We start from the raw sequence: 23,761 nt of genomic DNA on the forward strand, positions 1-23,761 counted from the left end.
TTTTAAGTTAAAAGAGAGAACGTGTGTCATGCTGTTCTCTCTTTTTTCATTGAGAATATGATATAATTAATGGAATATAGTTATCGAAAGAGAGTGAAATAATTGAAAAAAGTAACTGCCCAAAAGGTATTTTTCTGGAATATTTTAGGAAGTATGTCTTCAGCTGCTGTTTCAGTTATACTTCTTTTTATTGTTACACGTGCTTTAAATAGTGTTTCAGCGGATACCTATAGTTTTGCCTATGCGATTGCGAATCTCTTTGTTATTGTAGCAAGTTTTCAAGTTAGAGATTTCCAAGCGACAGATATAAGAGAGAAGTATTCTTTTGATACTTATTTCGTAACAAGGATTATTTCAAACGTTGCAATGGTTCTTCTTTTAGTGACGTATTTAATTTTTAATACAAATACTCACTCAAATCTAGGGATAATTTTTTGGGTATCTTTTTTCCGTGTTAGTGAAGCTTTATCGGATGTTTTTCAAGGATTATTTCAGCAGAAGGAACGTTTGGATATTGCCGGGAAATCACTGTTTTTGAGAAATACTATTTCAACAATTGTATTTGCTTTAACTCTAGTCATCTCAAAAAATCTATTGTGGTCCGTGATTTCACAAACTATTAGTTCATTTGTTTTTATTGCTCTATTCGATTACCCTCATTCAAAGTTCTTCCATCGCTTAAATCTTATGATTGTTAAGCCGAGTAATATTATCAATGTATTGAAAGATTGCTTACCTTTATTTATTAATGCTTTTTTGTTGGTCTCAATTTATAATCAGCCTAAATATGCTTTGAATGATATTTTTAATCAAGGTTTGATTGAAAATGGTGTTCAGCGAGATTTTAGTATTTTATTTACACCAATTTTTGCAATGAATCTTATGATTGTATTTCTTAGACCGATGATTACGCAACTTGCAGTCTTTTTAGAAGAAAAGAAGATTTCTCATTTTGTCACTTACAAGAATAATCTCTTCAAGATTTTATTTGGAACTTGTACATTAATATTTCTGATTGGTGCTTTTATAGCCATTCCAGCTTTGGATATTGTATATGGGACTAACCTTAAACAGTATCAGACTAGTTTTGTTGTTTTGTTGCTTGGAGGAATTGCAAGTACTTTTTCAACTGTATGTGATAACATTTTGACAATATTTAGGAAACAACATTTTTTAGTTATTTCCTTTATCGTAGGCTATATTGTGTCAATCTTAACTGCCAAGCCTCTAGTGTCGAAATTTGAAATTTTTGGAGCCTCATTATCATTTCTTTGTGCGATGATAGCATGGCTACTTGCTTCTCTAGTAATTTATTTTGTAACAAATCCATATACAATCTTTAGAAGGAAAAAATAAAATGAAATTTTCAATTATAGTTGCTGCATATAATGTGGCAGAGTATTTAGAAGAATGTATAGAAAGTCTTGTAAGTCAAAACTTCCCTGATTCTGAATATGAAGTTCTTATAGTTGATGATGGTTCTACAGATGGCCGAACAGGAATGATTTGTGATCAATTAACATCTGAATTTGAGGTAGTTAGAACCATTCATCAAGAAAATGGCGGATTATCTTCAGCGAGAAATACAGGAATTAAATATTCTAAGGGAGATTATTTACTATTTGTTGATGGTGATGACTTTTGGAGTAATCCAGACTTTCTTGATAAATTATCGAAGAACATTGATAAATTTCGAAGTGATGTAATTATATTTTCTTATAATAAATACTATGGATTAGATGATAGCGTCAGGGTTAGTTTTGATTTTGTTCCCGACTATGGAGGTACCAAAGAGAATATTAAAGGATTAGTCAAAAACGAGATTTTAACCGCTCCAGCTTGGAATAAATGTGTGAAAAAGAACCTGTTTGAACAAGGACTAGACTTCCCTATTGGTTTTTTATCTGAGGATTGTTTATATTGTGCGAAGCTATTAAAAATGATTTCTACTTATTCGATTTTAAATATAGATTGTTATCAATACAGACAGAATCGATTGGGAAGTATTACAAATATTGTAAAAGAAAAAAATGTAATTGATATTTTAAAGAGTATCGAAATTGGGTTAACTGATGTTAATAGACTTGACCCTGATGTTAAATATGCATTGAGTATTTACTTTGCGATTTCATATATCTCAATCCTTCCTTACGTTAATCAATATTCATCTCATCCTGAAATCCAACGTTTACTTAGAGAGTACAAATTCCTTCTTAAGTTTTTAGATGAGATAGAGAATAGACCATTCAGATACACTGGAATGATAACAAGATTATTTGGACTGAGATTATCAATTAAAATATTCCCATATTTGATGAAATTTTATAAAAAATAATAGATAGAAAGTATAATATGTCTAATCCAACCGTTTCAGTCATAATTCCTGTATATAATGCACAAGAGGGAATTAAACAATGTATGGATTCTCTTCTAAATCAATCATTTACAGATTTTGAGATTATTCTGTTAAATGATGGCTCTACAGATAATAGTTTAGAAGTTATTAAAAAGTATGCAGCTGATAATGATTTTATCCGAGTAATTGATAAAGAAAATGAGGGAGTTGCTAAAACCAGAAATAAGGGTATACAACTTGCTAATGGAAAGTACATTGTATTTATCGATAATGACGATTTTGTTGATTCAGATTATTTAGAGCGTTTTTATAATGAAATAGATCAAGAACAACTAGATATTGTTCTTGGTGGTTATAAGCGTGTTAATCAGGAAATGAAGACACTTTTTAAGCAAGATTTAACACAATCTGAATGGTCTAAGTATATAGTTGTTGCACCTTGGGCACGTATTTATCGAACTTCGTTTTTAACAGATAATAATATCCAGTTCTTTGACTATCCAATAGGTGAAGATGTTATCTTTACTTTGACTGCTTACAATCTAACAGAAAAAATTAAAATAATTGATTATAATGGCTATAATTGGTTTTTTAACGAGAAGAGTATATCAAACACATCTCAAAGAGGGTTTAATCCGAATATAGATATTGTGTATTTCTTGAGTCACTTGCTTCAAGTTGCTGGTGATTCAAAATATATTCGCTATTTTATTAAACGATATTACATATGGTACTTACTCTTTTCTGGAAGAGCAGCTTCAAGTTCATCGTTTATGGATCAATATAGAAGAATTAAGCAATGGATTTCTAAAGAAAATCTTGATTCAAATTTAACACCATTATCATCCGAGATAACTGGAGAAAGAAATCAAACAGTTATTTCTGTAATGGCTTTTAGAACGTTGGAACGCTTAAGATTAGTTTCACTGTTTTCGAGATTTTACTGTAAAGGAAAGGAGAAGTAGATGAGAGTTTTAATGATAATTCCTGCTTACAATGAGGAGGAAAGTATTTTTGACACGGTAACGAGTATCTTGAGTTACCGCAAGAAAGTTGATTTTGATTTGGACTATGTGGTTATCAATGACGGATCAACAGATAAGACAAAACAGATTCTGGAAGATAATCATTTTAATGCTGTTAACCTTGTGATGAATCTTGGGATTGGTGGTGCGGTTCAAACAGGCTACAAATATGCACTAGAGCATGACTATGATGTAGCAGTTCAATTTGATGGCGATGGCCAGCATGATATTGAATCCTTGTCAGATTTACTAGAGCCAATTCGAAAAAATGAAGCAGACCTAGTTATTGGTTCTCGTTTTGTTGGTGATGTTAAGTCTGAATTTCAAACAACTTTTATGAGGCGCTTCGGAATTAGTGTTATTTCCAATCTTATCAAATGGACAACTGGACAAAGAGTTTTAGATACAACTTCGGGTTACCGTTTGGCTGATAAAGCTGTTATTAAACAGTTCGCTAAGCGTTATCCAATCAAGTATCCAGAACCAGAGACTATTGTTCATATTTTGAAACGTAAATATCGAGTTGTTGAACGACCAGCAAATATGTTTGAACGTACTGGTGGTGTTTCTTCCATTACGCCCATTAAATCGATTCGATATATGCTTGAAGTATGTTCGTCGATTGTTATTGCAGCCTTTATGAAGGAGAGTGAATAATGTCAGTTTTATCTATTGTGATGTTGGTAACTTCCATCTTTTTCCTTTATCTAGTCATTAGAAATATTAATAAGAATAATATCTTATTTGAACAGGCTTTCATGTGGATTGTCATCAGTCTGGTATTGATTGTTATTTCTATTTTTGATGTTATTCCTGGTTATTTTGCTAGGTTACTTGGATTTGAATTGACATCGAATTTTTTACTTTCGCTAGCTATTTTTTTCTTGTTAGTGATCGCTTTTTTACAAACCATGACTTTATCAAAACAAAAAGAACAGATAAAGCATTTGGTTCAGGAATTATCTATTCTCAAAAGTCATGTAGAAGAGAAAGAGGAAAAGAATGAAAGATAATCATACTTGGGTGATTTGCGCTTATGGAAAAAGTGATTATCTAGAGGCTTGTATTCAATCTTTGAAAAATCAAACTCTCCAATCACAAATTATCTGTTATAGTTCAACACCACTTGATTCGATTAAGGACCTTTGTCAGCGTTATGCTATCCCATTTTATACGAAACAAGGTGGAGGAATTGGCAAGGATTGGAATAACGCCATCTCTTTTGTAGAAACGAAATATGCTACCATCGCCCATCAGGATGACTATTATGAGCCAAGTTATGCAGAAAAAGTATTGTCCAAGATGGAAAAAACTAGTGATGTCCTAATTGGATATTCTGATTATTTTGAAGAAAAAAATGGTCTTAAGATCCCTGCAAATACAAACCTCAAGATTAAAACCTTAATGCTAAAAACAATGAATCTTTTTCCTAGCAGTCATTTTTGGCGTAATCGTGTAATGGCTTTTGGGAATCCAATTTGTTGTCCAGCTGTCACCTACAATCTTGAAAAATTGAAGAATTTCTATTTTGATGAGGAAATGAAGGTTAGCCTTGACTGGTATGCTTGGTATAAGATTAGTGAATACCAGGGACGTTTTGTCTATATATCAGATAAGTTAATGTGTCACCGAATTCATGAGGAATCTGAGACTTCTAAGACAATTGCTGATAATACTCGTAGTCAAGAAGATTTGTATATGTATCAACTCTTTTGGCCAAAATGGATAGCAAATCTCTTAATGAAACAGTATGTGAAAAGTCAGAAGACGAATAATTGATGGAGAAATAAAAATAGATGAAAAATAATATCTTTAATAGAGTCAAACCTTATTTGATCATGATAGTATTTTCACTCATTTTTATTTTTCCTTTTTTGTTTTCAAAAGGAAGTTTATATGGTGATGATTTACATTTTCACTTGGATAGAATGTTAGGTTTATCAAATATTTTTGATAGCCCAATTAATTTTAAAACATTCTACAATAGTGGTCAGGGAATTAATTTCTTTTATTAATCTACTATCCTTTTTATATAATTTTTAGTTTTGTTCATAGTATATGGTTTGCGTGGTACTTTTATCTGTTTATCATAACATTTATAACACTATCTATTTTTTTACTCAGCAACTAGTGTTTCAAACTCAAAAATTGTTGGTTACTTATTTGCAATTATATATACATTTAGTACATATCGTAGTTATAATATTCTAATTAGGTTTGCCACGGGTGAAATTTTAGCCATGGCGTTTTTACCCTTGATATTTGCTGGTGCATACCAAGTTTTTAAAGGTGATTATAGAAAATGGCCAATGTTATCTATTGGTATGACATTGCTAGTCTACTCTCATTTATTATCTGTTTTTATAGCTACCTTATTACTTACGATTTACTTTTTGATATTTTTGATTTGTGCTGATGAAAGAAAAAAGCGAATAATGGCTCTTATTAATGCAGTATTATCTTGTACTTTGATGTCATTATTTCAAATAGTTCCACTGATTGAACAAATACTATTTACAAAGTTATCATCATCAGTTACTTTTCCATTAAATAATCAACTATTTAATTTTAAACAGTTGATTATGGTTAACTTAGTCAATCAACTAGATAAGCAAGTTGGGTTTGTTCTTTTTATTTCTGTAGTAGTTATATGTCTCAGATTACGATATATAGAAAAAATGTGGCGTATTCTTTTTGTAATTAGCTTATGCTTACTATTAGCCACTACTTGTTTAGTGAATTGGGAGAAATTCCCTTTAGATTTGCTTAAAGTATTACAATTTCCGTGGCGATTAAATGGCTTTACAACAATATTTTTATCCTATCTGTTAGTCGTTGTTCTTTTAAATTTAAAGAAATATATTTATGTTTCATTCATGATTCTAGCTATATTTATGAATACTGTGACCTAGTCAAGCATTTTTGTAACACTAGTGTATAAAAATGCTTGACTAGGTCAAACCAAAACAGAAAAAACTACTGTATAAATGAATAACACAGAATATCAATATAAAGCAGAGTTGTATTCTGCTTTTTTCTTTGTCTGTAGTGGGGGGATTTTTTGTCCAAACTATAGTATAATTAAGGTAGTATGCACTTTCAAAGATTAACTAAACTAGTAATCTTTGAAGCTTTAGTAATTATTAGGTACTAATTGATATTTTGTTAAACAAAATGGATGGAAAAATGAATAATTTAATCTCAGTTGTTGTGACTTGTTACAATCATGAAAAGTATATTGAGCAGTGTCTGCGAAGTGTTTTTAATCAGACCTATACTAATATCGAATTAATCGTTTTGGATGATGGTTCGACGGATAGTTCAACTCAAATTATCCAAGAGGTTTTGAAGGATTCACCTTTTGAGACAAGATTTGAAACTCATGAAAACCTTGGGGTAGTAAAGAATCGAAATTTAGGACTCGAGCTTATTAGAGGTGACTATTTGCTATTTGTAGATAGTGATAACTACCTTGATACGGATTATGTGGAACAGTTGTACAGTAAGTTGACGGAAACAAATGCTGATATTGCGTACTGTGATCTTTTTAATCCAGAAAAAGAAGAGTTCTACCTTAAAAGCCGTGAATTTGACCTAACTGCCTTTCTAAATGCTAGTTTTATTGATAACTGTTCTTTAATTCGTAGAAGTATTATTGGAAATGCTCGTTATGATGAGATGTTAAATCGTAAAAAGCTTGAAGATTATGACTTTTTATTGAACTTAATCATTAATAACGGTGCTAAAGAGGTATATCAACCAAGCACTAAGCTTAATTATCGTGTCTTTGAAACAGGATCAATTTCTGAACGTGACTCCGTTCGCTACCATTATGAAATCTATCTTGACATTCTTGAGAAGTATCTTGATAAGCTTCCTCATGAAATTTACAAGGCAGTTTGTGATAACCTAATGGTTTTGGAAGAGCGGTTGGATAGCTTGCTTAAACATCACGATGATGTGACAGACTATGTTAATCGCTTGAAAAAAGAACGTGATCAACTTGAACGAAGCTTGAAAAAAGAACGTGATCAACGTGAACGAAGCTTGAAAAAAGAACGTGATCAACGTGAACGAAGCTTGAAAAAAGAACGTGATCAACTTGAACGAAGGAAGTATACACAAAAGCAACTGAAAGATGCCCATAAAGAAATGGAGCTTATCCGAAGTTCGCTGTCATATCGTTTAGGGAACGCCCTTATCACTCCTATAAAGACAGCTGTAGTAATTGCGAAGAATCCAAAGGCTATTAAAAATTATTTGAGAGCTTTAAAAGTCAAAGTGATACAGTTACGTCGTAGAATGATACCTCTTAAGGTTCGCCAGTTACGACGTCTCAGAAATAGTCAACGCTCTGCCTTGTCCCATAATGGTAAAAAAGCGTTGGTTTATGTTATTTTTGAGTCTGAATCTCGTCTTCAAGAATACAAATTACGTTTCTTGCAAGCCTTGGCTCCATTGGTAGATGATGTTATTGTCGTTGTCAATGGACAGCTTCATGATGATGATATTAATACCCTTGAGGCCTACGGTAAGGTTTTGACTCGTGATAACAAGGGATATGATACTGCGGCCTTTAGAGAAGGGATTTTTGCCTTTGGTAAAGACAAGCTTAAAGATTACGACCAGCTCCTCTTGGTGAATGATACTAATATTGGTCCGATGAGAGATTTGTCTCAAGTATTCCAGGAAATGGCTGGTAAGCAACTAGATTTCTGGGGAATTTCATTTGGAGAAGAGCAAGAGGATGTTACTAGAGAGAATCCTTATGGCTATATTCCAAAGCATCTTCAATCTTATTTTCTAGTTATTGAAAAGCTCATGCTAAATGATGATGCCTTTTATGAGTACTGGACGCATTTGACGGATACAGACTCTCGTGATAAGGCTATTGGTCGACATGAGACACGTTTTACCAAGCATTTTGCAGATTTGGGATATCGTTTCGATGCAGTTGTGCAAGAATACGAAGATTCTGCTATGTATATCCACCCACTTAAGATGCTCAAAGCAGGTAGTCCTTTGGTGAAATACACAGCTCTGAAAAATTATGATGAAGACCAATTCTTGTGGCAAGGTCTGGATCGTGATTCAGAAGTCCCTGACTTGTTAGAGTTTGTTGCAGAAGAGACAGATTACCCAGTGTCAATTCTGGAAGATATCGTGAATAAGTTTAAGGCTGTTCAACGTGATCAATATATTCTATTGATTGATGGGGTTGAAAATATTATTCCGCAATGTACCCGTTATCGTGTCTTGAACAAGGCAGAGCAATTACGTAAGCATGGTTTTTCAGTCAAAGTTGTTAACCTATCTGATTTCCAACTATCGATGGCTCAAAACGCTAGTCACATCGTTATCTACCGCTCACCAATTTCACCTGAACTTTTGCATCTCTGTCATTTGGCTAAGAAATTTGGAAAACCTGTTTTTTTTGATATTGATGACTTAGTCTTTGATACGGTTTATACAGACCAATTAAGTTATACACAAGGGTTGAATTCGGTTGAAAAAGGAAACTATGATGCAGGTGTTCGAAATTATGGCTATATGCTAGAAAATTGTGATGGTGCTATTACTTCGACTAACCAATTGCAGGAGGAGTTGTATAAGTATCAAAGTAAGGTTTTACTTAATCGCAACTTGGCTTCTGATGACTTAATCACTATTAGTAGTCAATATATTAAAGATTATTCTCAAACATCTGACATTGTTAAGATTGGTTATTTCTCTGGTTCGATTAGTCATAATGAGAATTTTGAATTGATTAAGCCAGCTATTAAGCAATCGCTTAAAAAATACAGCAATGTACAGTTACATATTGTTGGGATTCTTGATATTCCAGAAGATATGAAGCCCTTTAAAAATCAAATTGTAACTCACGATTATGTGGAATGGGATAAACTGCCTGCCTTGATTAGCGAGGTTGACATTAACCTAGCACCGCTTGTGGATTCTATCTTTAATCGTGCGAAATCTGAGATTAAATGGATTGAAGCTGCTTTGGTGAAAGTACCAACAGTAGCAAGTAAGATAGGAGCTTTCTCAGATGCGGTTGTTGATGGTGAAACAGGATTGTTAGCTACTGACGGACAGTGGTTCGACAAGCTAGAAACCTTAGTGTTATCTCCAGAATTAAGACAGAAAATAGCAGAAGCTGCTTATCGTGCTGTTCTTGAAAATTGTACCTTAAGCAAGAAAGATGATATGGTGACTTATTTTGAACAGAATTAAACAAATAAAAGTTGAAAATTTATTTTTCATTTTAGCGACGATTTTTATTTTCTCATTTATGTTTGTATTTCCAATTAATCGTGTGCCAGATGAAACAAACCACGCGCGTATGACCTGGGAGACCTTCCATAAACCAACCGATACATCATTTAAGTGGATGGATGAAATTCCAAGTAATGATAAGGTTAAGTTAGCGGAATATAAACAAATTTTTGCTCAAAAGATTGACATGAGCAAGGAACCCTTTCAATTTGGTGTGAGCTTAAAAACAATCTCCTTTATTCCACAGTTGATAGGGATGACGATTGGAAGTTGGATTAGTCCCACAGTTGGTATGATCATCTATATGGGGCGTATCTTTAATGCACTGGCTTATATATTAGGAATTTACTTTTTAATACGTTATTTCAAGTATGGAAAGACTGCCTTAATGTTTATTTCACTTTTACCTATTATGGTTCAGCAAGCTTCATCACTTTCTTATGATGTGATGAACTACTTGGAAGTGATGTTGGCTCTTGGTTATATCACTAATCTTGCCTATTCTAAACGGTTTACCAATCGTAATTTTATACAGGTGATAGGGCTTGCGATTTTGCTTCTAGCAACCAAGCCAAATAATATTTTATTGTTAGGTTTGATTCCGTTTGTGCCTTTTGAGTTTGAAGGTGCCTTAGCCTTTCTAAATCGTCCAGTGCAAGCCGTTAAGACCTTTATTTCAAAATATAAAGCAGTTTTCTACCTTCTCTTTGTGGTAGGCCTTGTAGTGGTTCTTCAGTTCTTAATGAAGAATCAGGGCGGTCTTCGTCATTATGGCGAGGTTTTGCGTAATACACTCTTTAATCCTGAGTTGAATGACAATTTGAATGGTATCTTGTCGCTTGGTATGTTCGGCTATCTTGGTAACCTGACTTTGCAAATGCCACTTTGGTTAATCTTTATTGATATCGTAGTTCTTACTATTTTATTCCTATCAAGTAAGAAGGATTTCTTTACAAAAGATTTTGCTAATGCCTCTTGTATTCTCTTCATACTAGAGGTTCTAGCTGCTGTTACAGTAATGTATATTGCGTGGACACCAATTGTTCTTGGACAGGGAGCTAATATATCAGTTGGTGCTCAAGGACGTTATTTTACGCCATTTATCATTCTCTTGTTACCGTTAATTGCTAATACAGCTAAAGTTGATTTAGCTCGACAGAAAAGATTGAAGATAGTAGCTATTACTTTGATTGCAAACTTCCTAGTTGCTATGTATTTGATTCTTTTCCATTACTGGGGGGTATTTGCATAATTTATGACTAAGACAATTTTATTTATATCTCCGACGGGGACTCTGGATAATGGTGCCGAAATTTCTATAGTAAATCTTATGAAATTTCTGGTGAAAAAAGGTTATCGTGTATTAAATGTTTTTCCTGATTACAAGGTGCCGTCTCAAGAGGATTATCAAGCAGAACTTCAGAAAGCAGGGATTAAAACCTATGGTCTTTCAGCTGTTAAATGGTGGTGGCAAGAAGCACCGGGTGGTTCGCCAGGAAATCATTTTTTGCGAGTGAAGTCATATAATAAGAATGTCAAAGATATTCGAAATATTATTGTGGAGAACACGGTAGACCTTATTATTAGTAATACAGTAAATGTTTTTCAAGGTGCACTTGCTGCAACTTTTGAGAATGTCAGACATTTTTGGTTGATTCATGAATTTCCTGAGGGAGAATTTGGTTACTATAAAGAAAAACTTGACTTTATAGACAAGTTTTCTGATGAGATTTTTGCTGTAACAGGAGCGTTGACCGAGGATTTACAAAAGCATTTCCCAAATAGGAAGATTTATTCTTTTGCACCCTATACTCAAATTGAAACCAAAGAAGGGGTGTCACTTGGATCCAACGACCACCATCGTATCGTTTCAGTTGGCCGCTTGACTCAGAGAAAGAATCAGCTTGAGTTGATTAAAGCTTTTCAAATGCTTAATCTAGCAGGCACTGAACTTGTATTTTTAGGTGCATGGGATGAGGATTATAAACAACTCTGTGATGATTATATTGCAGAGCATAATTTGAAAAATGTTTCATTTATGGGATATTTAGATGATCCTTGGTCAGAGATTACTGATAAAGATTTAGCTGTTTTCCCGTCGAGTATGGAGACGTTTGGTCTCGTTTATGTTGAATCTGTTTTAAATGGTATTCCAACGATTTTATCAGATAATGCGGGACATAAATCAGCCTTCGAGTATATGAATGAGCAAGGGCATATCTACCCTTCGGGGGACTTGGATACCTTAACTAGCATGATTTCAGAGGTCCTTGGTAGATTTGACCAAGAGAAACTTGAAGCAGCAAAAGCTGTTCCAAGTTTAAAAGAGAGATATTCTCTTGAGAGTGTCTATGCTAATATTACTGAAAAGATTGAGGACGATGAATTGCGTCATAAAAAAGTAAATCAGAAAGATATCGATTTTTTAAACAACCGAAAAGCACTAACGAAAAGTGTGAAATCTGCTGTGAAAAAATTATTTCAGCTTAAAAAAATGAATTAATAGAAAAATCTAGTTATCTATGATTAAGAACAAGAAGGCCGTTTTTGACAGGTCTTTTTGTTTTTACTCTTTCTGTCTAATCATACAAAATGGCTTTGAAAATGGTATAATAAGAGATACTATGTATTATTTTGTGTATTTGCGAGCTGTGACGAATGGAGGTAAACTTTGAAAGATATTTTTATCATAGGCAGTAGAGGTTTGCCCGCTCAATACGGTGGTTTTGAGACATTTGTTGAGAAATTGGTCTCCCATAAGGTATCGCCTAGAATACGTTATCATGTGGCTTGTTTATCGGATGAACGTACAGGCAAGCATTTTGATTATAAGGGGGCGGATTGCTTTACAGTTAATCCTCCCAAACTAGGTCCTGCACGTGTTATAGCTTATGATATGATGGCTATCAATTATAGTTTGAAGCTTATTAAAAAAGAAGGGATTGAAGCACCGATTTTTTATATTTTAGGAAATACCATTGGTGCCTTCATTGTTCATTTTGCTAAGAAAATTCAGTCCGTTGGAGGTACTTTGTTAGTCAATCCTGACGGTTTAGAATGGAAACGTGCCAAATGGTCTAAGCCTGTTCAAAGCTATCTCAAATACTCTGAAAAAGAGATGACAAAGTATGCTAATTTGATTATTTCTGATAATCGAGGCATTGAGACCTATATTCGAAATACTTATCCGTGGTCTAGGACGACTTTTATTGCCTATGGAACCGACTTATCTAAGACGACTTTGACTGCTGAAGATAGTTCTGTTCGAGATTGGTATCAAAAATGGCAGACGCAAGAAAAAGAATATTATTTGATATTGGGGCGTTTTGTACCTGAAAATAATTACGAAACTGCGATTCGAGAGTTTATGAAGTCGTCTACAGAGCGTGATTTGGTTATCATCTGTAATCATGAAGGAAGTGCTTACTTTGATGAACTACGACAGATAACAGGATTTGATAAAGATAAACGTGTGAAGTTTGTAGGGACAGTCTATGATCAGGACTTGCTTAAGTATATTCGAAACCAAGCTTTTGCTTATATTCATGGACATGAAGTAGGTGGAACGAATCCAGGTTTACTAGAGGCTTTGGCTCAAACGGACCTCAACCTTATTTTTAACGTAGACTTTAACCATCAGGTTGCTCAAGGTACTGCCTTGTATTGGAACAAAGAGTATGGGAATTTGTCTAAGCTTATTGATTCTGTAGATGGTCAAGTGTCGTTTGAGAACTTGGGAAGTGCTGCTAAAGCAAATATGAAAGAAAATTACACCTGGGAAAAAATCGTGGGTGAATACGAGGAGCTGTTTTTATCATGAAAGTAACTATTCTCATGTCCACTTATAATGGAGAAAATTTTCTAGCGGAGCAAATTGAAAGTATTCAGCAGCAAACTTATACTGATTGGACCTTGTTAATTCGTGATGATGGTTCTAAAGATAAAACGAGAGATATTATCAAACGCTTTGCTTTAGAAGATAATCGCATTGTCTTCATTAATCCAAATCAAACTGAGAATTTAGGTGTTATAAAGAGCTTTTTCACATTGTTGAAGCATCAAAAATCAGATTATTATCTTTTCTCAGACCAGGATGACACCTGGCTACCTGAAAAGTTATCTCTTCAGCTTGAGGAAGCGAGTAGATACTCATCTGATAAACCACTTTTGGTATACACGGATTTAAAGGTTGTGAACCAAGATTTAGAGGTGGTTCATGAGAGTATGATTCGTACTCAATCTGACCATGCTAATACTGAGTTGGTTCAAGAAATGACAGAAAACACTGTTACTGGCGGTGTGTCGTTAATTAATCATGCTCTAGCCGAATTATGGACTGGCGAGGAACCCAATGAGCTTCTGATGCATGACTGGTATTTAGGTTTGCTTGCTTCAGCATTTGGTCATCTGGTCTATATTGATCAACCAACAGAGCTTTACCGTCAGCATGCAGATAATGTTTTGGGTGCTAGAACTCTTCGAAAACGTATGCAGAATTGGATTCGACCTCAGACTTTATTTAATAAATACTGGAAGTTGATCAAGGCTAGTCAGAGTCAGGCAGAAAACCTTCTTTCTTTGCCACTGGATACTGAAAGTAGGGAATTGGTTGAAAACTTTGTGACTATTATGGATCAAGGATTAAGAGAGCGTTATCACCGTCTGAAAACATATGGTTATCGTAAAAACAGGGCTTTTCATACCTTTGTATTTACGAGTTTGATTTTGACAAAATTCATGTATAAGGAGGACTAAATGAATTTCTTTAGTCAGAAAAATAGGATTTTACTTAAGGAACTGATTAAAACGGATTTTAAATTACGTTATCAAGGTTCTTTCATTGGTTATCTTTGGTCTATTTTGAAACCTTTGATGATGTTTACAATTATGTACCTTGTCTTTGTTCGTTTCTTGAGATTTGATGATGGGACACCACACTATGCAGTAGGATTGCTTTTGGCTATGATTTTTTGGGGCTTCTTTACAGAGGCTACCAATATGGGGATGCTTTCCATTGTTTCACGAGGGGATCTCTTACGTAAACTTAACTTTCCAAAACAAACAATTGTTATCTCATCTGTACTAGGAGCTGCGATTAACTTTTTGATTAATCTTGTTGTTGTCTTCGTATTCGCTTTGATTAATCATGTTCCTATTGGGTTTAATACCTTGGTTATCATTCCTCTTTTCATTGAAGTACTATTGATGGCAATGGGAGTTGCTTTTATTTTATCAGCACTCTTTGTTAAATATCGTGATATTGGTCCAGTTTGGGAAGTAGTACTTCAAGCAGGTATGTATGCAAGTCCAATTATCTACTCAATCACTTATCTTCTTCAAAGAAATCAAGAGTTTGTTGCTAAGATTATGATGCTTAATCCTATTGCTCAGATTTTACAGGATATGCGTCATTTTATCATTGACCCAGTTAATCCAAGAGGATGGGATATTATCAACAATAAATTGATTGCCTTTGTTCCTTATGCGATTCCTGTAGTAATTTTTATCATTGGTTTCCTTGTCTTTAATCGAAATGCTAAACGATTTGCGGAGATTCTATAATGTCAAATAATATTGCTGTAAAAGTAGATCATGTAAGTAAGTATTTTAAATTACCAACTGAGGCGAGTCAGAGTTTGAGAACGACTCTAGTCAATCGTTTTAAAGGAATTAAAGGGTATACTGAACAACATGTCTTAAAAGATATTTCTTTTGAAGTTGAAAAGGGTGATTTCTATGGAATTGTTGGACGTAATGGTTCTGGTAAGTCAACGCTTCTAAAAATTATTTCTGGAATTTACGTTCCGGAGAAAGGTAAAGTTACTATTAATGGTAAGTTAGTATCTTTCATTGAACTTGGGGTTGGGTTTAACCCCGAATTGACTGGTCGTGAGAATGTCTATATGAATGGTGCTATGCTTGGCTTTTCAACGGAAGAAGTGGATGCCATGTATGATGACATTGTAGACTTTGCTGAACTTCATGATTTCATGAATCAAAAGTTGAAGAATTACTCAAGTGGTATGCAGGTTCGTCTAGCCTTCTCAGTAGCTATCAAGGCCCAAGGTGATATTCTTATCTTGGATGAAGTCTTAGCCGTAGGTGACGAGGCCTTTCAACGTAAATGTAATGATTATTTCATGGAACGTAAGCAATCTGGAAAGACAACTATCTTGGTTACCCATGACATGTCAGCAGTTAAAAAGTATTGTAATAAAGCAGTTTTGATTGAACATGGTTTAGTCAAGGTTGTCGGTGACCCAGATGAAGTTGCTAACCAATATAGCTTTGATAATGCTGCTGGTCAAAAAGTTTCGAATGACGACGTTGTTGTTGAGAATCCTAAGATTACTAATCTTCAAGTAAAACTCTTGAATGATAATATTATCAGTCCTGATCAAGATATTTCATTTGAGATTTCATATGATGTCAATGAGGAAATTGAGACCTATATTGCATTTTCATTGACAGATATTGACCGTGGTATCTGGATCTACAATGATAATTCTATGGACAATAAGACGAGTGGTTCTGGAAGAAAAACACTCACTTACAAATGTAGTCTTACCCATCTTAATAATATCAAGCTTAAGCTTCAGGTTTCTGTCAGAGATAAGGATGATCAGATGATAGCTTTTGCTGATTCAGATAACTCACCAATTATTCTCTTAAATCGAAATGATATTGAGGATGATGATAAGTCTGCTAAAGATTCTGCAACTGGTATGGTTCAGAGAAATGGAAAATGGGAGATTCAAGAATAAATGAAACGTCTCTTATTGTATGTTCATTATAATAAGTACGACGAATTAAGTGGTCATGTGCTCTACCAATTGGAGCAACTTCGACCACTTTTTTCTAAACTTATTGTGATTTCAAATAGTCAACTAACGAAGTCTGCAACATCAACCCTCAAAGAGACTGGTGTGGATGAGGTTATCCAGAGAGAGAATCTAGGCTTTGATTTTGCAGCCTGGAGAGATGGTATGGCTCATGTTGGATTTGAAGATTTAACAGATTTTGATTCCGTTACTCTCATGAATGATACTTGCTTTGGTCCTCTTTGGGATATATCTGACATCGTTGAAGGATTTGAAGAGCGTCCGAATGTTGACTTTTGGGGAATGACGAATTTTAGAAAGACCAAATATTTCGATGAACATCTACAAAGTTATTTTATGTCTTTCAAGAAGCATGTTGTTGCTTCAGAAGCCTTTCAGAAATTTTGGACCTCTATAAAAACTTTTACCTATGTTCAAGATGTTATTGATAATTATGAAACTAAGGTTACTAGTGTCCTTCTTGAGGCTGGTTACCGTTATGATGCTGTCTTTAATACCGTTGCTGAAGAGGTAGGAGATCTAATTCACCCTGATTTTTCTTATTACAGACCAATAAGTACTCTTGATCATAAGGTACCATTTATTAAACTCAAAGCTTTTACTGATAATGAAAAAAAAGGAAGACTACTTTTAGATTATCTTGCTAACCTATCAACATATCCGGTAGCACTAATCAAGTCTCATCTTAACAGCTATCATTCCCCTGACAGTTTAGTGATTTTAGATGAGAAAATCATCGAACCGTCTTTTAAAAGATTTAGCAAGCATGAGTATCATATGGCTATCCATGTGCACATTAGTGATCTTGAGAGGCTGAAAGTATTCTTTGATAGTAAGTTTTCTGCTTTCTATTATTTCACCCTATCTGACCATTTAGATAAAAATGAGGTTGAAGATAATTTATTAAATAGTTTTGATAAAGATAGATTTCAGATAGTCTCACAACAGTTTGATAATCATTATCATGCCTTGGTTTCCTTGGCATCTCAGCTTAGCGAGTACGACTTTATTGGGCATTTTCACACAGCAGACTTTGGAAATGAGGGTAATCTTGTTGATGAAGCTACAAGACTTGCTCTAATAGATATGTTATTAGATGAAGAGACGGTGTTATCAATCTTTGCACATTTTCCAGAGGTTGGCCTTGTGTTTGCTGATTTGTCTAAGGAGCTCTATTGGACGGATGCAATTGGTACTTTAAATCAAAATCAGGCAGCTAAACTAGATAACGAATGTCAAAAAACAATCAAAAATTCACTTCATGTTTTTCAAGGATCTATGTGGTTGTCAAAAGATTTTTTGGAAAAAATTATTCTAAAGGATAAGCACATTTTCTATAACTCTGACGAGAATACTCTCCCTTATCTTTTCTATCGAAAAGCTTGGGATGTAGGAATTGATTATCGCATTATTTCTTCCGAAAAAATATCTTTTGCAGAACGTTATAAGCTCCATCTTATTGAAATGTCGCAGGTAGAAGAACCTATTTCTCTAGCGGAAAAGTTTTCAGCATACCGGAAATCTTTGTTAAAAAAATTGGGCTTTAAAAAATCCTCAGCTGTATAACTTCCCCCTCCCACTTACGAATAAGTAAGTAGGAGGTTTTTTTCTTATGTATAGTATTGTAGATGAGAAGTCGGAGCTTTTGCCTCGTGAGCGTCTCTTACAAAAGGGTGCAGAGGTCTTGTCTGACCAGGAACTGTTGGCGATAGTGCTGCGAACGGGGACGAGGTCTGAGTCGGTCCTATCTATGGCCAACCGTATTTTAAAAGGAATGACGAGTTTGGCGGATTTGTCTCGCTTGTCTCTGAATGAGCTTCAGGAGATTTCTGGTATTGGGCGTGTGAGATCCATTGAGCTGAAGGCTATGGTGGAGTTGGCTAAGCGTATTGAGAAGGCTGAGTTAGCTCGTTCTGAGCAGATTATGTCTAGTCAGCAGGTGGCGCGTCGCATGATGTTAGATATTGGTGACAAGCCTCAGGAGCATTTGGTGGCCATCTACCTTGATACGCAGAATCGTATTATTCAGCAAAAGACGGTCTTTATCGGTGGGGTTCGCCGTTCGATTGCCGAGCCGCGTGAGATTTTACATTATGCTTGTCATCTGATGGCAACTTCCTTGATTGTGGTCCACAATCATCCTTCGGGGGAAGCCTATCCTAGTCGCAATGATATTGATTTTACTCAAAAGATTAAGAGGTCCTGTGACGACTTGGGAATTTGTCTTCTTGACCATCTGATTGTTGGAAAATCAACTTATTATTCCTTTCGTGAGGAGAGGGAGGATTTTGAACTTTAAGTAGAGTCTATAAAGACACAAGAAAAGCAACTGAGTGCAGTATCAGTTGCTTTTAAAGTTCGTTTACAACGTATTCAAAGAGTTTGAGGTCTTCTTTACGTTTGTTTAGGAGATGTTCTGGATGCCACTGAACACCAAGGTAGCGAAGATCTGGTGTGTTTGATTCAACAGCTTCGACAGTATTATCCTCAGGGTCACGTGCAATAACACGGAGGTCAGGGGCCAAGTGTTTAATACTCTGATGGTGGAAAGAGTTGATAGAGGTTTCTAGGCCGTAAATCTCCGCTAACTTACTGTTTTTGTTGATAATAATTTCGTGGTAAAGGTATTCGGAAGGCTTATCCTGCCAGTGCCCTTCAATATCCTGATGGAGACTACCACCAAGGGCAACATTCATGAGTTGTGTTCCACGACAGATTGAAAAAATCGGTTTCTTTTGTTTGGTAGCTTCTTCAATTAGAGCCATCTCGAAGAGATCACGTTCGAGGAAAAAGTCATCCTCACAGGCATGATTTTCTTCGTTGTAGAATTTAGGGTCAACGTTTTGACCGCCGATGAGGATAAGCTTGTCAATCATGGAGATATAGGTTTTAGCCTCCGAAGGATCAGATACTGGTAGAAGGATTGCTAGACCACCAGCTTTTTGAACTCCTTCCACAAAACCAGATGGGGCATAAGACCAGTTCATATCTTCATGGTCTGGATTAGGTCTCATATTAGTTGTGATACCTATGATTGGTTTAGTCATTGTTTCTCCTTGCTTTTTCTTCTTCTTTCATGAAATAGAGTAGGGTTTGTAGTTCACTAGTCAGGTCTACGTATTGGAGAACCACATGGCGTGGAAGGTTGAGGTTGACTGGGGAGAAGCAGAGGATGCCTTCGATTCCAGCATCAACCAAAAGCTCAGCCACCTCCTGTGCCTTGACTGATGGCACTGTCAGGATGGCCGTTTTGATATCTTCCTGGGCAATCTTGTCCTTGATTTGAGAGATACCATAGATAGGAATATTGTCTTCAGTCTGGCTTCCTACCAGTTCGTTATCGTCTGTATCAAAAGCCATAACCAGCTGCATGCGGTTACGTTCTTGAAAACGGTAGTGAAGAAGAGCACGTCCGATATTTCCTACTCCTACAAGGACCACCTTAGTTGTTGCATTATCATTAAGGAGTTCTGCGAAAAATGTCATCAGCTTACTAACGTTATAACCAAAACCACGACGACCTAACTCACCAAAATAGGAGAAGTCACGACGCACTGTAGCAGGATCAATTCCAATTGCTTCAGCAATTTGTTTGGAACTTGCTTTGTCGATATTTTCACGATGAAATCGTTTGAAAATTCGATAATAGAGAGAGAGACGTTTAGCAGTAGCGTTTGGAATGTTTTTCTCAAATGTCATTGATCGCATTTCCCTTCTTGAATTAATATGATTCACTTATATTATTTTAGGAAAAGTTTGTGAAGATTACAACAAAATAGTATAAATGATGCGATATAAATAACCTATCACTAGGATAGGTTATTTATATATCTAAAAATGGTTTAGACCTCTTCTTGCTCAAAAACTTGACGGTCTACCAAACTCTGCATCAAGAAGTAGAATTTTTCTTGTAAGATATGGTGGTCTTCATTGTTAAAGATATTAATGTTACGAAGGCCAGATTTGTCTGTGATTGACAATTTGAAACCTGTCAAATCTTTGTTAATAGTGATCTTTAGTGGGAAACCTTCACCTGAGTTAGGCACTTTTTCGAGTAGACGGTGTAACTCGTAGTTTCCGATTTTATTTTGTACAAAAGTTGCATCACGAAGGGTGAATTTTTTGACATTAGAGCTGATGGTATAACGGTATTTACAGTCAGCCAAATGAATGCTTTTTTCAAATGCCATCTTAGTCTCCTATGATTTGATTAAGTTTTTCTGCTAGGGCTTGAAGTTCTTCAGCAGTGTTTTCTTCTGATAAACTAACGCGGATAGCTGTTTTAAGCTTGTCAGAATCCTTGCCATATAGGGATTGGATGACATGGCTTGGGTCAACAGTTCCTGCAGTACAAGCAGATCCAGTTGAGACAGCAAATCCAGCCAAGTCTAACAGGGTTAAGAGAGATCCATTTTCCTTGCCAGAAAAACTAATGTTGATAATATGAGGTAGACTGGGTCCTACACTGTTAATCTCGTAAGGAACAGTGAGAGAATTAAGGAACACCTGACGGATTGTTTCAACATGCTTGTAATTGTCTTGGTAGTTCTTACTAGCTTGTTTGTAAGCTGCGGTCATGCCTGCAATACCGACAAGATTTTCAGTGCTGGCACGACGCTTTTCCTCTTGTTCACCACCGTGGAGTAGGTTGTCAAAGTGCAAATCATTATGATAGAGCAGGCCGACACCTTTAGGTCCATGAAATTTATGAGCACTGATTGAGAGAAAATCGACACCGAGTTCTTCTGGGTGAATTGGAAGTTTTCCTGCAATCTGAACAGCATCCACGTGGAAAGCAGCCTGGTGGTTGGTGAGCAGGTCACCAATTTCCTTAATAGGAAGTAACTGACCAGTTTCATTATTGGCATACATGACAGAAACCAGAATAGTATCGTCACGTAAGGCCTCAGCAATCTGTTGGGCTGTAATGACCTGATTGACCGGCTGGATATAAGTAACCTCAAAACCAAAACGCTCTTCCAGGTAGGCCATGGTGTGAAGGACGGAATGATGTTCGATAGCAGTCGTAATCAAATGTTTTCCACTAGCTTGATTGGCAAGGGCATAACCTTTTATAGCTGTATTGTTACCCTCAGTCCCACCAGAGGTGAAAATGAGTTTTCGAGCAGGAACTTGAAATTGCCTGGCCATTTCTTCACGAGCCTCACGGAGTTCCTTAGAAGCCTGACGACCATAAGCATGTAGGCTGGATGGATTTCCAAAGGTTTCAGTCATGACATGTGTCATCGCTGAGATAGCAGCTGTATTCAAAGGAGTAGTTGCTGCATTATCCAAATAAACCATAAATTAGTCCTCGTTGGCAGTATATGCAAAAAGTGGGCTAAGTGGTTGACGTTCAAAGATACGGGTAATAGCATTAGCGATAAGCTCACTTGCTGAAAGGTACTTAACACTTGTAGGAACATTTTCTTTAGTTGCAACTGAATCTGTAACCAAGATTTCTTTGATTGGAGAAACTTTGAGGACTTCACCGGCACCACCAGCAAAGAGCCCATGACTAGCTACTGCATAGATGTCATTAACCCCACCACGTTCTAGGATTTTAGCCGCTTCGGCAAAAGTTTTACCCGTATTAAGGATATCATCAACCAAGATCGCAGTTTTACCTTCAACCTCACCGATTATGTAGCCTTCTTCACGTCCTGTATCATCTTGAGCATAATCAATAATAGCGATTGGAGCATCAAGATATTCAGCCAAGCTACGAGCACGTTTAACACCAGAATTTTTAGGGCTAACAACGACAACGTCTGCACCAGTCAACCCTTTTTCGTTGTAGTATTCAGCAAAAAGAGGGATAGTAAAGAGATTATCCACGGGGATGTCAAAAAAGCCTTGAACTTGGACAGCGTGAAGGTCAAGCGTCAAGACACGGTTGACACCAGCTTTAACCAACATATTGGCAATCAATTTAGCAGTGATTGGTTCACGTGAAGCAGCGATACGGTCTTGACGTGCATAACCAAAATAAGGCATAACTACATTGACAGAGTTAGCGCTGGCACGTTTGCAGGCATCAATCATGATGAGCAATTCCCAAAGGTGGTCGTTAACAGGGTTGCTAGTAGATTGGATGATGTAAATATCGTCTCCACGAACAGATTCTTCAATGTTAATCATGATTTCACCGTCAGAAAATTGACGTGAAGATACTTTTCCAAGTGGCAATCCGGTATTCTCAGCAATTTTTTCAGCAATTTCTGGATTTGAGCTGAGCGAGAACAATTTCAATTTTGGGTTTGCTTTTTGATGTACCATGACGATGGTGACTCCTTTAAAAAAATAAGATGCGAAGCCCAATTAGGGCTATTGTAATAAAACTACAGATGCTTCTATTTTAACAAAAAAAAATAGAAATTTCAGCCTTCAGAAAGCGATATTGATGAAAATTGACGAACCATAAATCACTGAATCATTTTTGTATGCGTTTTTAGACAGAAGAGAGCGATTGTGGAAGTTGCCACAAGTACCAAATTGTTTTTGCATATATAAAAAAGACAAGGGTTAATCCTTGTCTTAAAATGAAGTAAATGGTTTTTATAGACGTTTTGACGGTGGAAGGTCCGCCTCAGAACGGATCAAAAAAGACTAGCAGAATTTCTATAAACTCACATTTCACCAACTAGTCTTTATCTCGCTTTAGGGTTGCTATAAAACGTGCAACCTTACTCTTGGCATACTTAAAGTTAATATTATTTTCCTTAAGAAAGGCATAAAAGTCGTCTTTACCTCTCTTGGCATCTGAAACTTCCAACTCAAGCTCATAGTCTTTCTTATCAGCATAGACATTGACATCAAGTGCCATGAGACCAATATTGGTCTGGTATTCACGACGGGTTGTGGTTAAATGTCCTAGGATGGTTAGATCCTCTAACTTAACACCACGTTCCAGAAGAATGGACTTGATTTGGCAATCAGGGAAGTCAAGAGACTTGGTCATAGCCTTAGCCTCTGAACAGTCCATGGTGACATTGTATTCCATATTTCCGACCTTTTCAGGAATTTTCAAGGTCAGCTCACCATGAGTGGGAAGGGTTCTGATACGTAAAGACAACTTTTTATTCCTCATGTCACCTTGGGGTGTATCAATGTAGTAATTGGTTTGCGTAACAGGTGTTACATGGGAGAAAAGCACTGCTAAACGATTATACTCGTCTTTGGTGAGCAGAGTCTTGTACTCTATCTCTAAATGGTTCATGTGTGTCCTCCCTTGTTCTTTTAAATGTGGTATAATATAACAG

The 23,761-nt window shown here is 35.8% G+C and carries 22 protein-coding genes; 16 read left to right on the plus strand and 6 right to left on the minus strand.

The window, feature by feature from the left end; all coding sequences use genetic code 11:
• Window positions 1–102: 102 nt before the first annotated feature.
• From NSQ85_RS04565 to radC, 16 genes are all read left to right on the plus strand, one after another.
• A complete protein-coding gene (locus NSQ85_RS04565) occupies window positions 103–1,356 on the plus strand; it encodes an oligosaccharide flippase family protein (RefSeq protein WP_024010022.1) in 1,254 nt (417 codons plus the stop codon).
• A gap of 1 nt (window position 1,357) precedes the next feature.
• Window positions 1,358–2,335: a glycosyltransferase family 2 protein gene (locus NSQ85_RS04570; protein ID WP_024010021.1), complete on the plus strand. Its 978-nt coding sequence runs from the start codon at window positions 1,358–1,360 to the stop codon at window positions 2,333–2,335.
• Between the two features lie 17 nt (window positions 2,336–2,352).
• On the plus strand, window positions 2,353–3,321 hold the full coding sequence (locus NSQ85_RS04575) for a glycosyltransferase family 2 protein (RefSeq protein ID WP_011681443.1): 969 nt from the start codon (window positions 2,353–2,355) through the stop codon (window positions 3,319–3,321).
• Window positions 3,322–4,038: a glycosyltransferase family 2 protein gene (locus NSQ85_RS04580; protein WP_011681442.1), complete on the plus strand. Its 717-nt coding sequence runs from the start codon at window positions 3,322–3,324 to the stop codon at window positions 4,036–4,038.
• Window positions 4,038–4,394, plus strand: a complete 357-nt coding sequence (locus NSQ85_RS04585) for a DUF2304 domain-containing protein (protein ID WP_179973895.1) — start codon at window positions 4,038–4,040, stop codon at window positions 4,392–4,394. Before NSQ85_RS04580 ends, NSQ85_RS04585 begins: the two co-directional genes overlap by 1 nt.
• Window positions 4,384–5,160 (plus strand): glycosyltransferase family 2 protein, encoded by a 777-nt coding sequence (locus tag NSQ85_RS04590; RefSeq protein WP_011681440.1) that lies wholly within the window; start codon window positions 4,384–4,386, stop codon window positions 5,158–5,160. The genes NSQ85_RS04585 and NSQ85_RS04590 overlap by 11 nt, the downstream gene beginning before the upstream one ends.
• Window positions 5,161–5,621: 461 nt before the next feature.
• Complete coding sequence (locus tag NSQ85_RS04595; protein ID WP_179973894.1) at window positions 5,622–6,293, plus strand: hypothetical protein; 672 nt, start codon at window positions 5,622–5,624, stop codon at window positions 6,291–6,293.
• A 274-nt stretch (window positions 6,294–6,567) separates the two neighbouring features.
• Window positions 6,568–9,615 carry a rhamnan synthesis F family protein gene (locus tag NSQ85_RS04600; RefSeq protein ID WP_340781254.1) on the plus strand — a complete coding sequence of 1,016 codons (3,048 nt, stop codon included), beginning with the start codon at window positions 6,568–6,570 and terminating at the stop codon, window positions 9,613–9,615.
• On the plus strand, window positions 9,602–10,909 hold the full coding sequence (locus tag NSQ85_RS04605) for a DUF2142 domain-containing protein (protein WP_179973892.1): 1,308 nt from the start codon (window positions 9,602–9,604) through the stop codon (window positions 10,907–10,909). The genes NSQ85_RS04600 and NSQ85_RS04605 overlap by 14 nt, the downstream gene beginning before the upstream one ends.
• 3 nt (window positions 10,910–10,912) lie before the next feature.
• Complete coding sequence (locus NSQ85_RS04610; RefSeq protein WP_179973891.1) at window positions 10,913–12,160, plus strand: glycosyltransferase family 4 protein; 1,248 nt, start codon at window positions 10,913–10,915, stop codon at window positions 12,158–12,160.
• A 168-nt stretch (window positions 12,161–12,328) separates the two neighbouring features.
• Window positions 12,329–13,477 carry a beta 1-4 rhamnosyltransferase Cps2T gene (gene cps2T, locus NSQ85_RS04615; protein ID WP_179972100.1) on the plus strand — a complete coding sequence of 383 codons (1,149 nt, stop codon included), beginning with the start codon at window positions 12,329–12,331 and terminating at the stop codon, window positions 13,475–13,477.
• Window positions 13,474–14,412, plus strand: coding sequence for a glycosyltransferase family 2 protein (locus tag NSQ85_RS04620; RefSeq protein WP_179972099.1), 939 nt, complete (start codon window positions 13,474–13,476; stop codon window positions 14,410–14,412). Before cps2T ends, NSQ85_RS04620 begins: the two co-directional genes overlap by 4 nt.
• Window positions 14,413–15,219, plus strand: a complete 807-nt coding sequence (locus NSQ85_RS04625; RefSeq protein WP_049554133.1) for an ABC transporter permease — start codon at window positions 14,413–14,415, stop codon at window positions 15,217–15,219.
• Window positions 15,219–16,421: an ABC transporter ATP-binding protein gene (locus NSQ85_RS04630; RefSeq protein ID WP_179972098.1), complete on the plus strand. Its 1,203-nt coding sequence runs from the start codon at window positions 15,219–15,221 to the stop codon at window positions 16,419–16,421. The genes NSQ85_RS04625 and NSQ85_RS04630 overlap by 1 nt, the downstream gene beginning before the upstream one ends.
• The gene (locus NSQ85_RS04635) at window positions 16,422–18,065 is read left to right on the plus strand and encodes a rhamnan synthesis F family protein (RefSeq protein WP_179972097.1); all 1,644 of its coding nucleotides are present in this window, start codon (window positions 16,422–16,424) and stop codon (window positions 18,063–18,065) included. It begins immediately after the preceding gene.
• A gap of 46 nt (window positions 18,066–18,111) precedes the next feature.
• A complete protein-coding gene (radC, locus tag NSQ85_RS04640) occupies window positions 18,112–18,798 on the plus strand; it encodes a RadC family protein (protein ID WP_340781261.1) in 687 nt (228 codons plus the stop codon).
• A gap of 52 nt (window positions 18,799–18,850) precedes the next feature.
• Here radC and NSQ85_RS04645 read toward each other — a convergent pair whose 3' ends face one another.
• From NSQ85_RS04645 to NSQ85_RS04670, 6 genes are all read right to left on the minus strand, one after another.
• Complete coding sequence (locus NSQ85_RS04645) at window positions 18,851–19,546, minus strand: gamma-glutamyl-gamma-aminobutyrate hydrolase family protein (RefSeq protein ID WP_340781262.1); 696 nt, start codon at window positions 19,544–19,546, stop codon at window positions 18,851–18,853.
• A complete protein-coding gene (locus NSQ85_RS04650) occupies window positions 19,539–20,198 on the minus strand; it encodes a redox-sensing transcriptional repressor Rex (protein WP_084828989.1) in 660 nt (219 codons plus the stop codon). The genes NSQ85_RS04645 and NSQ85_RS04650 overlap by 8 nt, the downstream gene beginning before the upstream one ends.
• Window positions 20,199–20,341: 143 nt before the next feature.
• Complete coding sequence (locus NSQ85_RS04655; protein WP_340781263.1) at window positions 20,342–20,689, minus strand: DUF1831 domain-containing protein; 348 nt, start codon at window positions 20,687–20,689, stop codon at window positions 20,342–20,344.
• Window position 20,690: 1 nt separating this feature from the next.
• Entirely contained in the window at window positions 20,691–21,803 is a 1,113-nt protein-coding gene (locus NSQ85_RS04660; RefSeq protein ID WP_180482507.1) for a cysteine desulfurase family protein, read from the minus strand.
• A gap of 3 nt (window positions 21,804–21,806) precedes the next feature.
• Window positions 21,807–22,778, minus strand: coding sequence for a ribose-phosphate diphosphokinase (locus tag NSQ85_RS04665; protein WP_084828986.1), 972 nt, complete (start codon window positions 22,776–22,778; stop codon window positions 21,807–21,809).
• Window positions 22,779–23,142: 364 nt separating this feature from the next.
• Window positions 23,143–23,718 (minus strand): CYTH domain-containing protein, encoded by a 576-nt coding sequence (locus NSQ85_RS04670; protein ID WP_179973888.1) that lies wholly within the window; start codon window positions 23,716–23,718, stop codon window positions 23,143–23,145.
• Window positions 23,719–23,761 lie beyond the last annotated feature (43 nt).

The organism is Streptococcus sp. FSL L8-0526, assembly GCF_038007145.1.
Classification (GTDB): domain Bacteria; phylum Bacillota; class Bacilli; order Lactobacillales; family Streptococcaceae; genus Streptococcus; species Streptococcus thermophilus.

Excerpts from the sequence above, each read along its gene's own strand:
- NSQ85_RS04600 (WP_340781254.1), top strand. The coding sequence starts at position 6,568 with ATGAATAATTTAATCTCAGTTGTTGTGACTTGTTACAATCATGAAAAG.
- NSQ85_RS04665 (WP_084828986.1), bottom strand. The coding sequence starts at position 22,778 with ATGGTACATCAAAAAGCAAACCCAAAATTGAAATTGTTCTCGCTCAGC.
- NSQ85_RS04595 (WP_179973894.1), top strand. The coding sequence starts at position 5,622 with ATGGCGTTTTTACCCTTGATATTTGCTGGTGCATACCAAGTTTTTAAA.
- NSQ85_RS04580 (WP_011681442.1), top strand. The coding sequence starts at position 3,322 with ATGAGAGTTTTAATGATAATTCCTGCTTACAATGAGGAGGAAAGTATT.
- radC (WP_340781261.1), top strand. The coding sequence starts at position 18,112 with ATGTATAGTATTGTAGATGAGAAGTCGGAGCTTTTGCCTCGTGAGCGT.
- NSQ85_RS04570 (WP_024010021.1), top strand. The coding sequence starts at position 1,358 with ATGAAATTTTCAATTATAGTTGCTGCATATAATGTGGCAGAGTATTTA.
- NSQ85_RS04670 (WP_179973888.1), bottom strand. The coding sequence starts at position 23,718 with ATGAACCATTTAGAGATAGAGTACAAGACTCTGCTCACCAAAGACGAG.
- NSQ85_RS04620 (WP_179972099.1), top strand. The coding sequence starts at position 13,474 with ATGAAAGTAACTATTCTCATGTCCACTTATAATGGAGAAAATTTTCTA.
- NSQ85_RS04590 (WP_011681440.1), top strand. The coding sequence starts at position 4,384 with ATGAAAGATAATCATACTTGGGTGATTTGCGCTTATGGAAAAAGTGAT.
- NSQ85_RS04585 (WP_179973895.1), top strand. The coding sequence starts at position 4,038 with ATGTCAGTTTTATCTATTGTGATGTTGGTAACTTCCATCTTTTTCCTT.
- NSQ85_RS04660 (WP_180482507.1), bottom strand. The coding sequence starts at position 21,803 with ATGGTTTATTTGGATAATGCAGCAACTACTCCTTTGAATACAGCTGCT.
- NSQ85_RS04655 (WP_340781263.1), bottom strand. The coding sequence starts at position 20,689 with ATGGCATTTGAAAAAAGCATTCATTTGGCTGACTGTAAATACCGTTAT.
- NSQ85_RS04635 (WP_179972097.1), top strand. The coding sequence starts at position 16,422 with ATGAAACGTCTCTTATTGTATGTTCATTATAATAAGTACGACGAATTA.
- NSQ85_RS04630 (WP_179972098.1), top strand. The coding sequence starts at position 15,219 with ATGTCAAATAATATTGCTGTAAAAGTAGATCATGTAAGTAAGTATTTT.
- NSQ85_RS04610 (WP_179973891.1), top strand. The coding sequence starts at position 10,913 with ATGACTAAGACAATTTTATTTATATCTCCGACGGGGACTCTGGATAAT.
- NSQ85_RS04650 (WP_084828989.1), bottom strand. The coding sequence starts at position 20,198 with ATGACATTTGAGAAAAACATTCCAAACGCTACTGCTAAACGTCTCTCT.
- NSQ85_RS04645 (WP_340781262.1), bottom strand. The coding sequence starts at position 19,546 with ATGACTAAACCAATCATAGGTATCACAACTAATATGAGACCTAATCCA.
- NSQ85_RS04625 (WP_049554133.1), top strand. The coding sequence starts at position 14,413 with ATGAATTTCTTTAGTCAGAAAAATAGGATTTTACTTAAGGAACTGATT.
- NSQ85_RS04575 (WP_011681443.1), top strand. The coding sequence starts at position 2,353 with ATGTCTAATCCAACCGTTTCAGTCATAATTCCTGTATATAATGCACAA.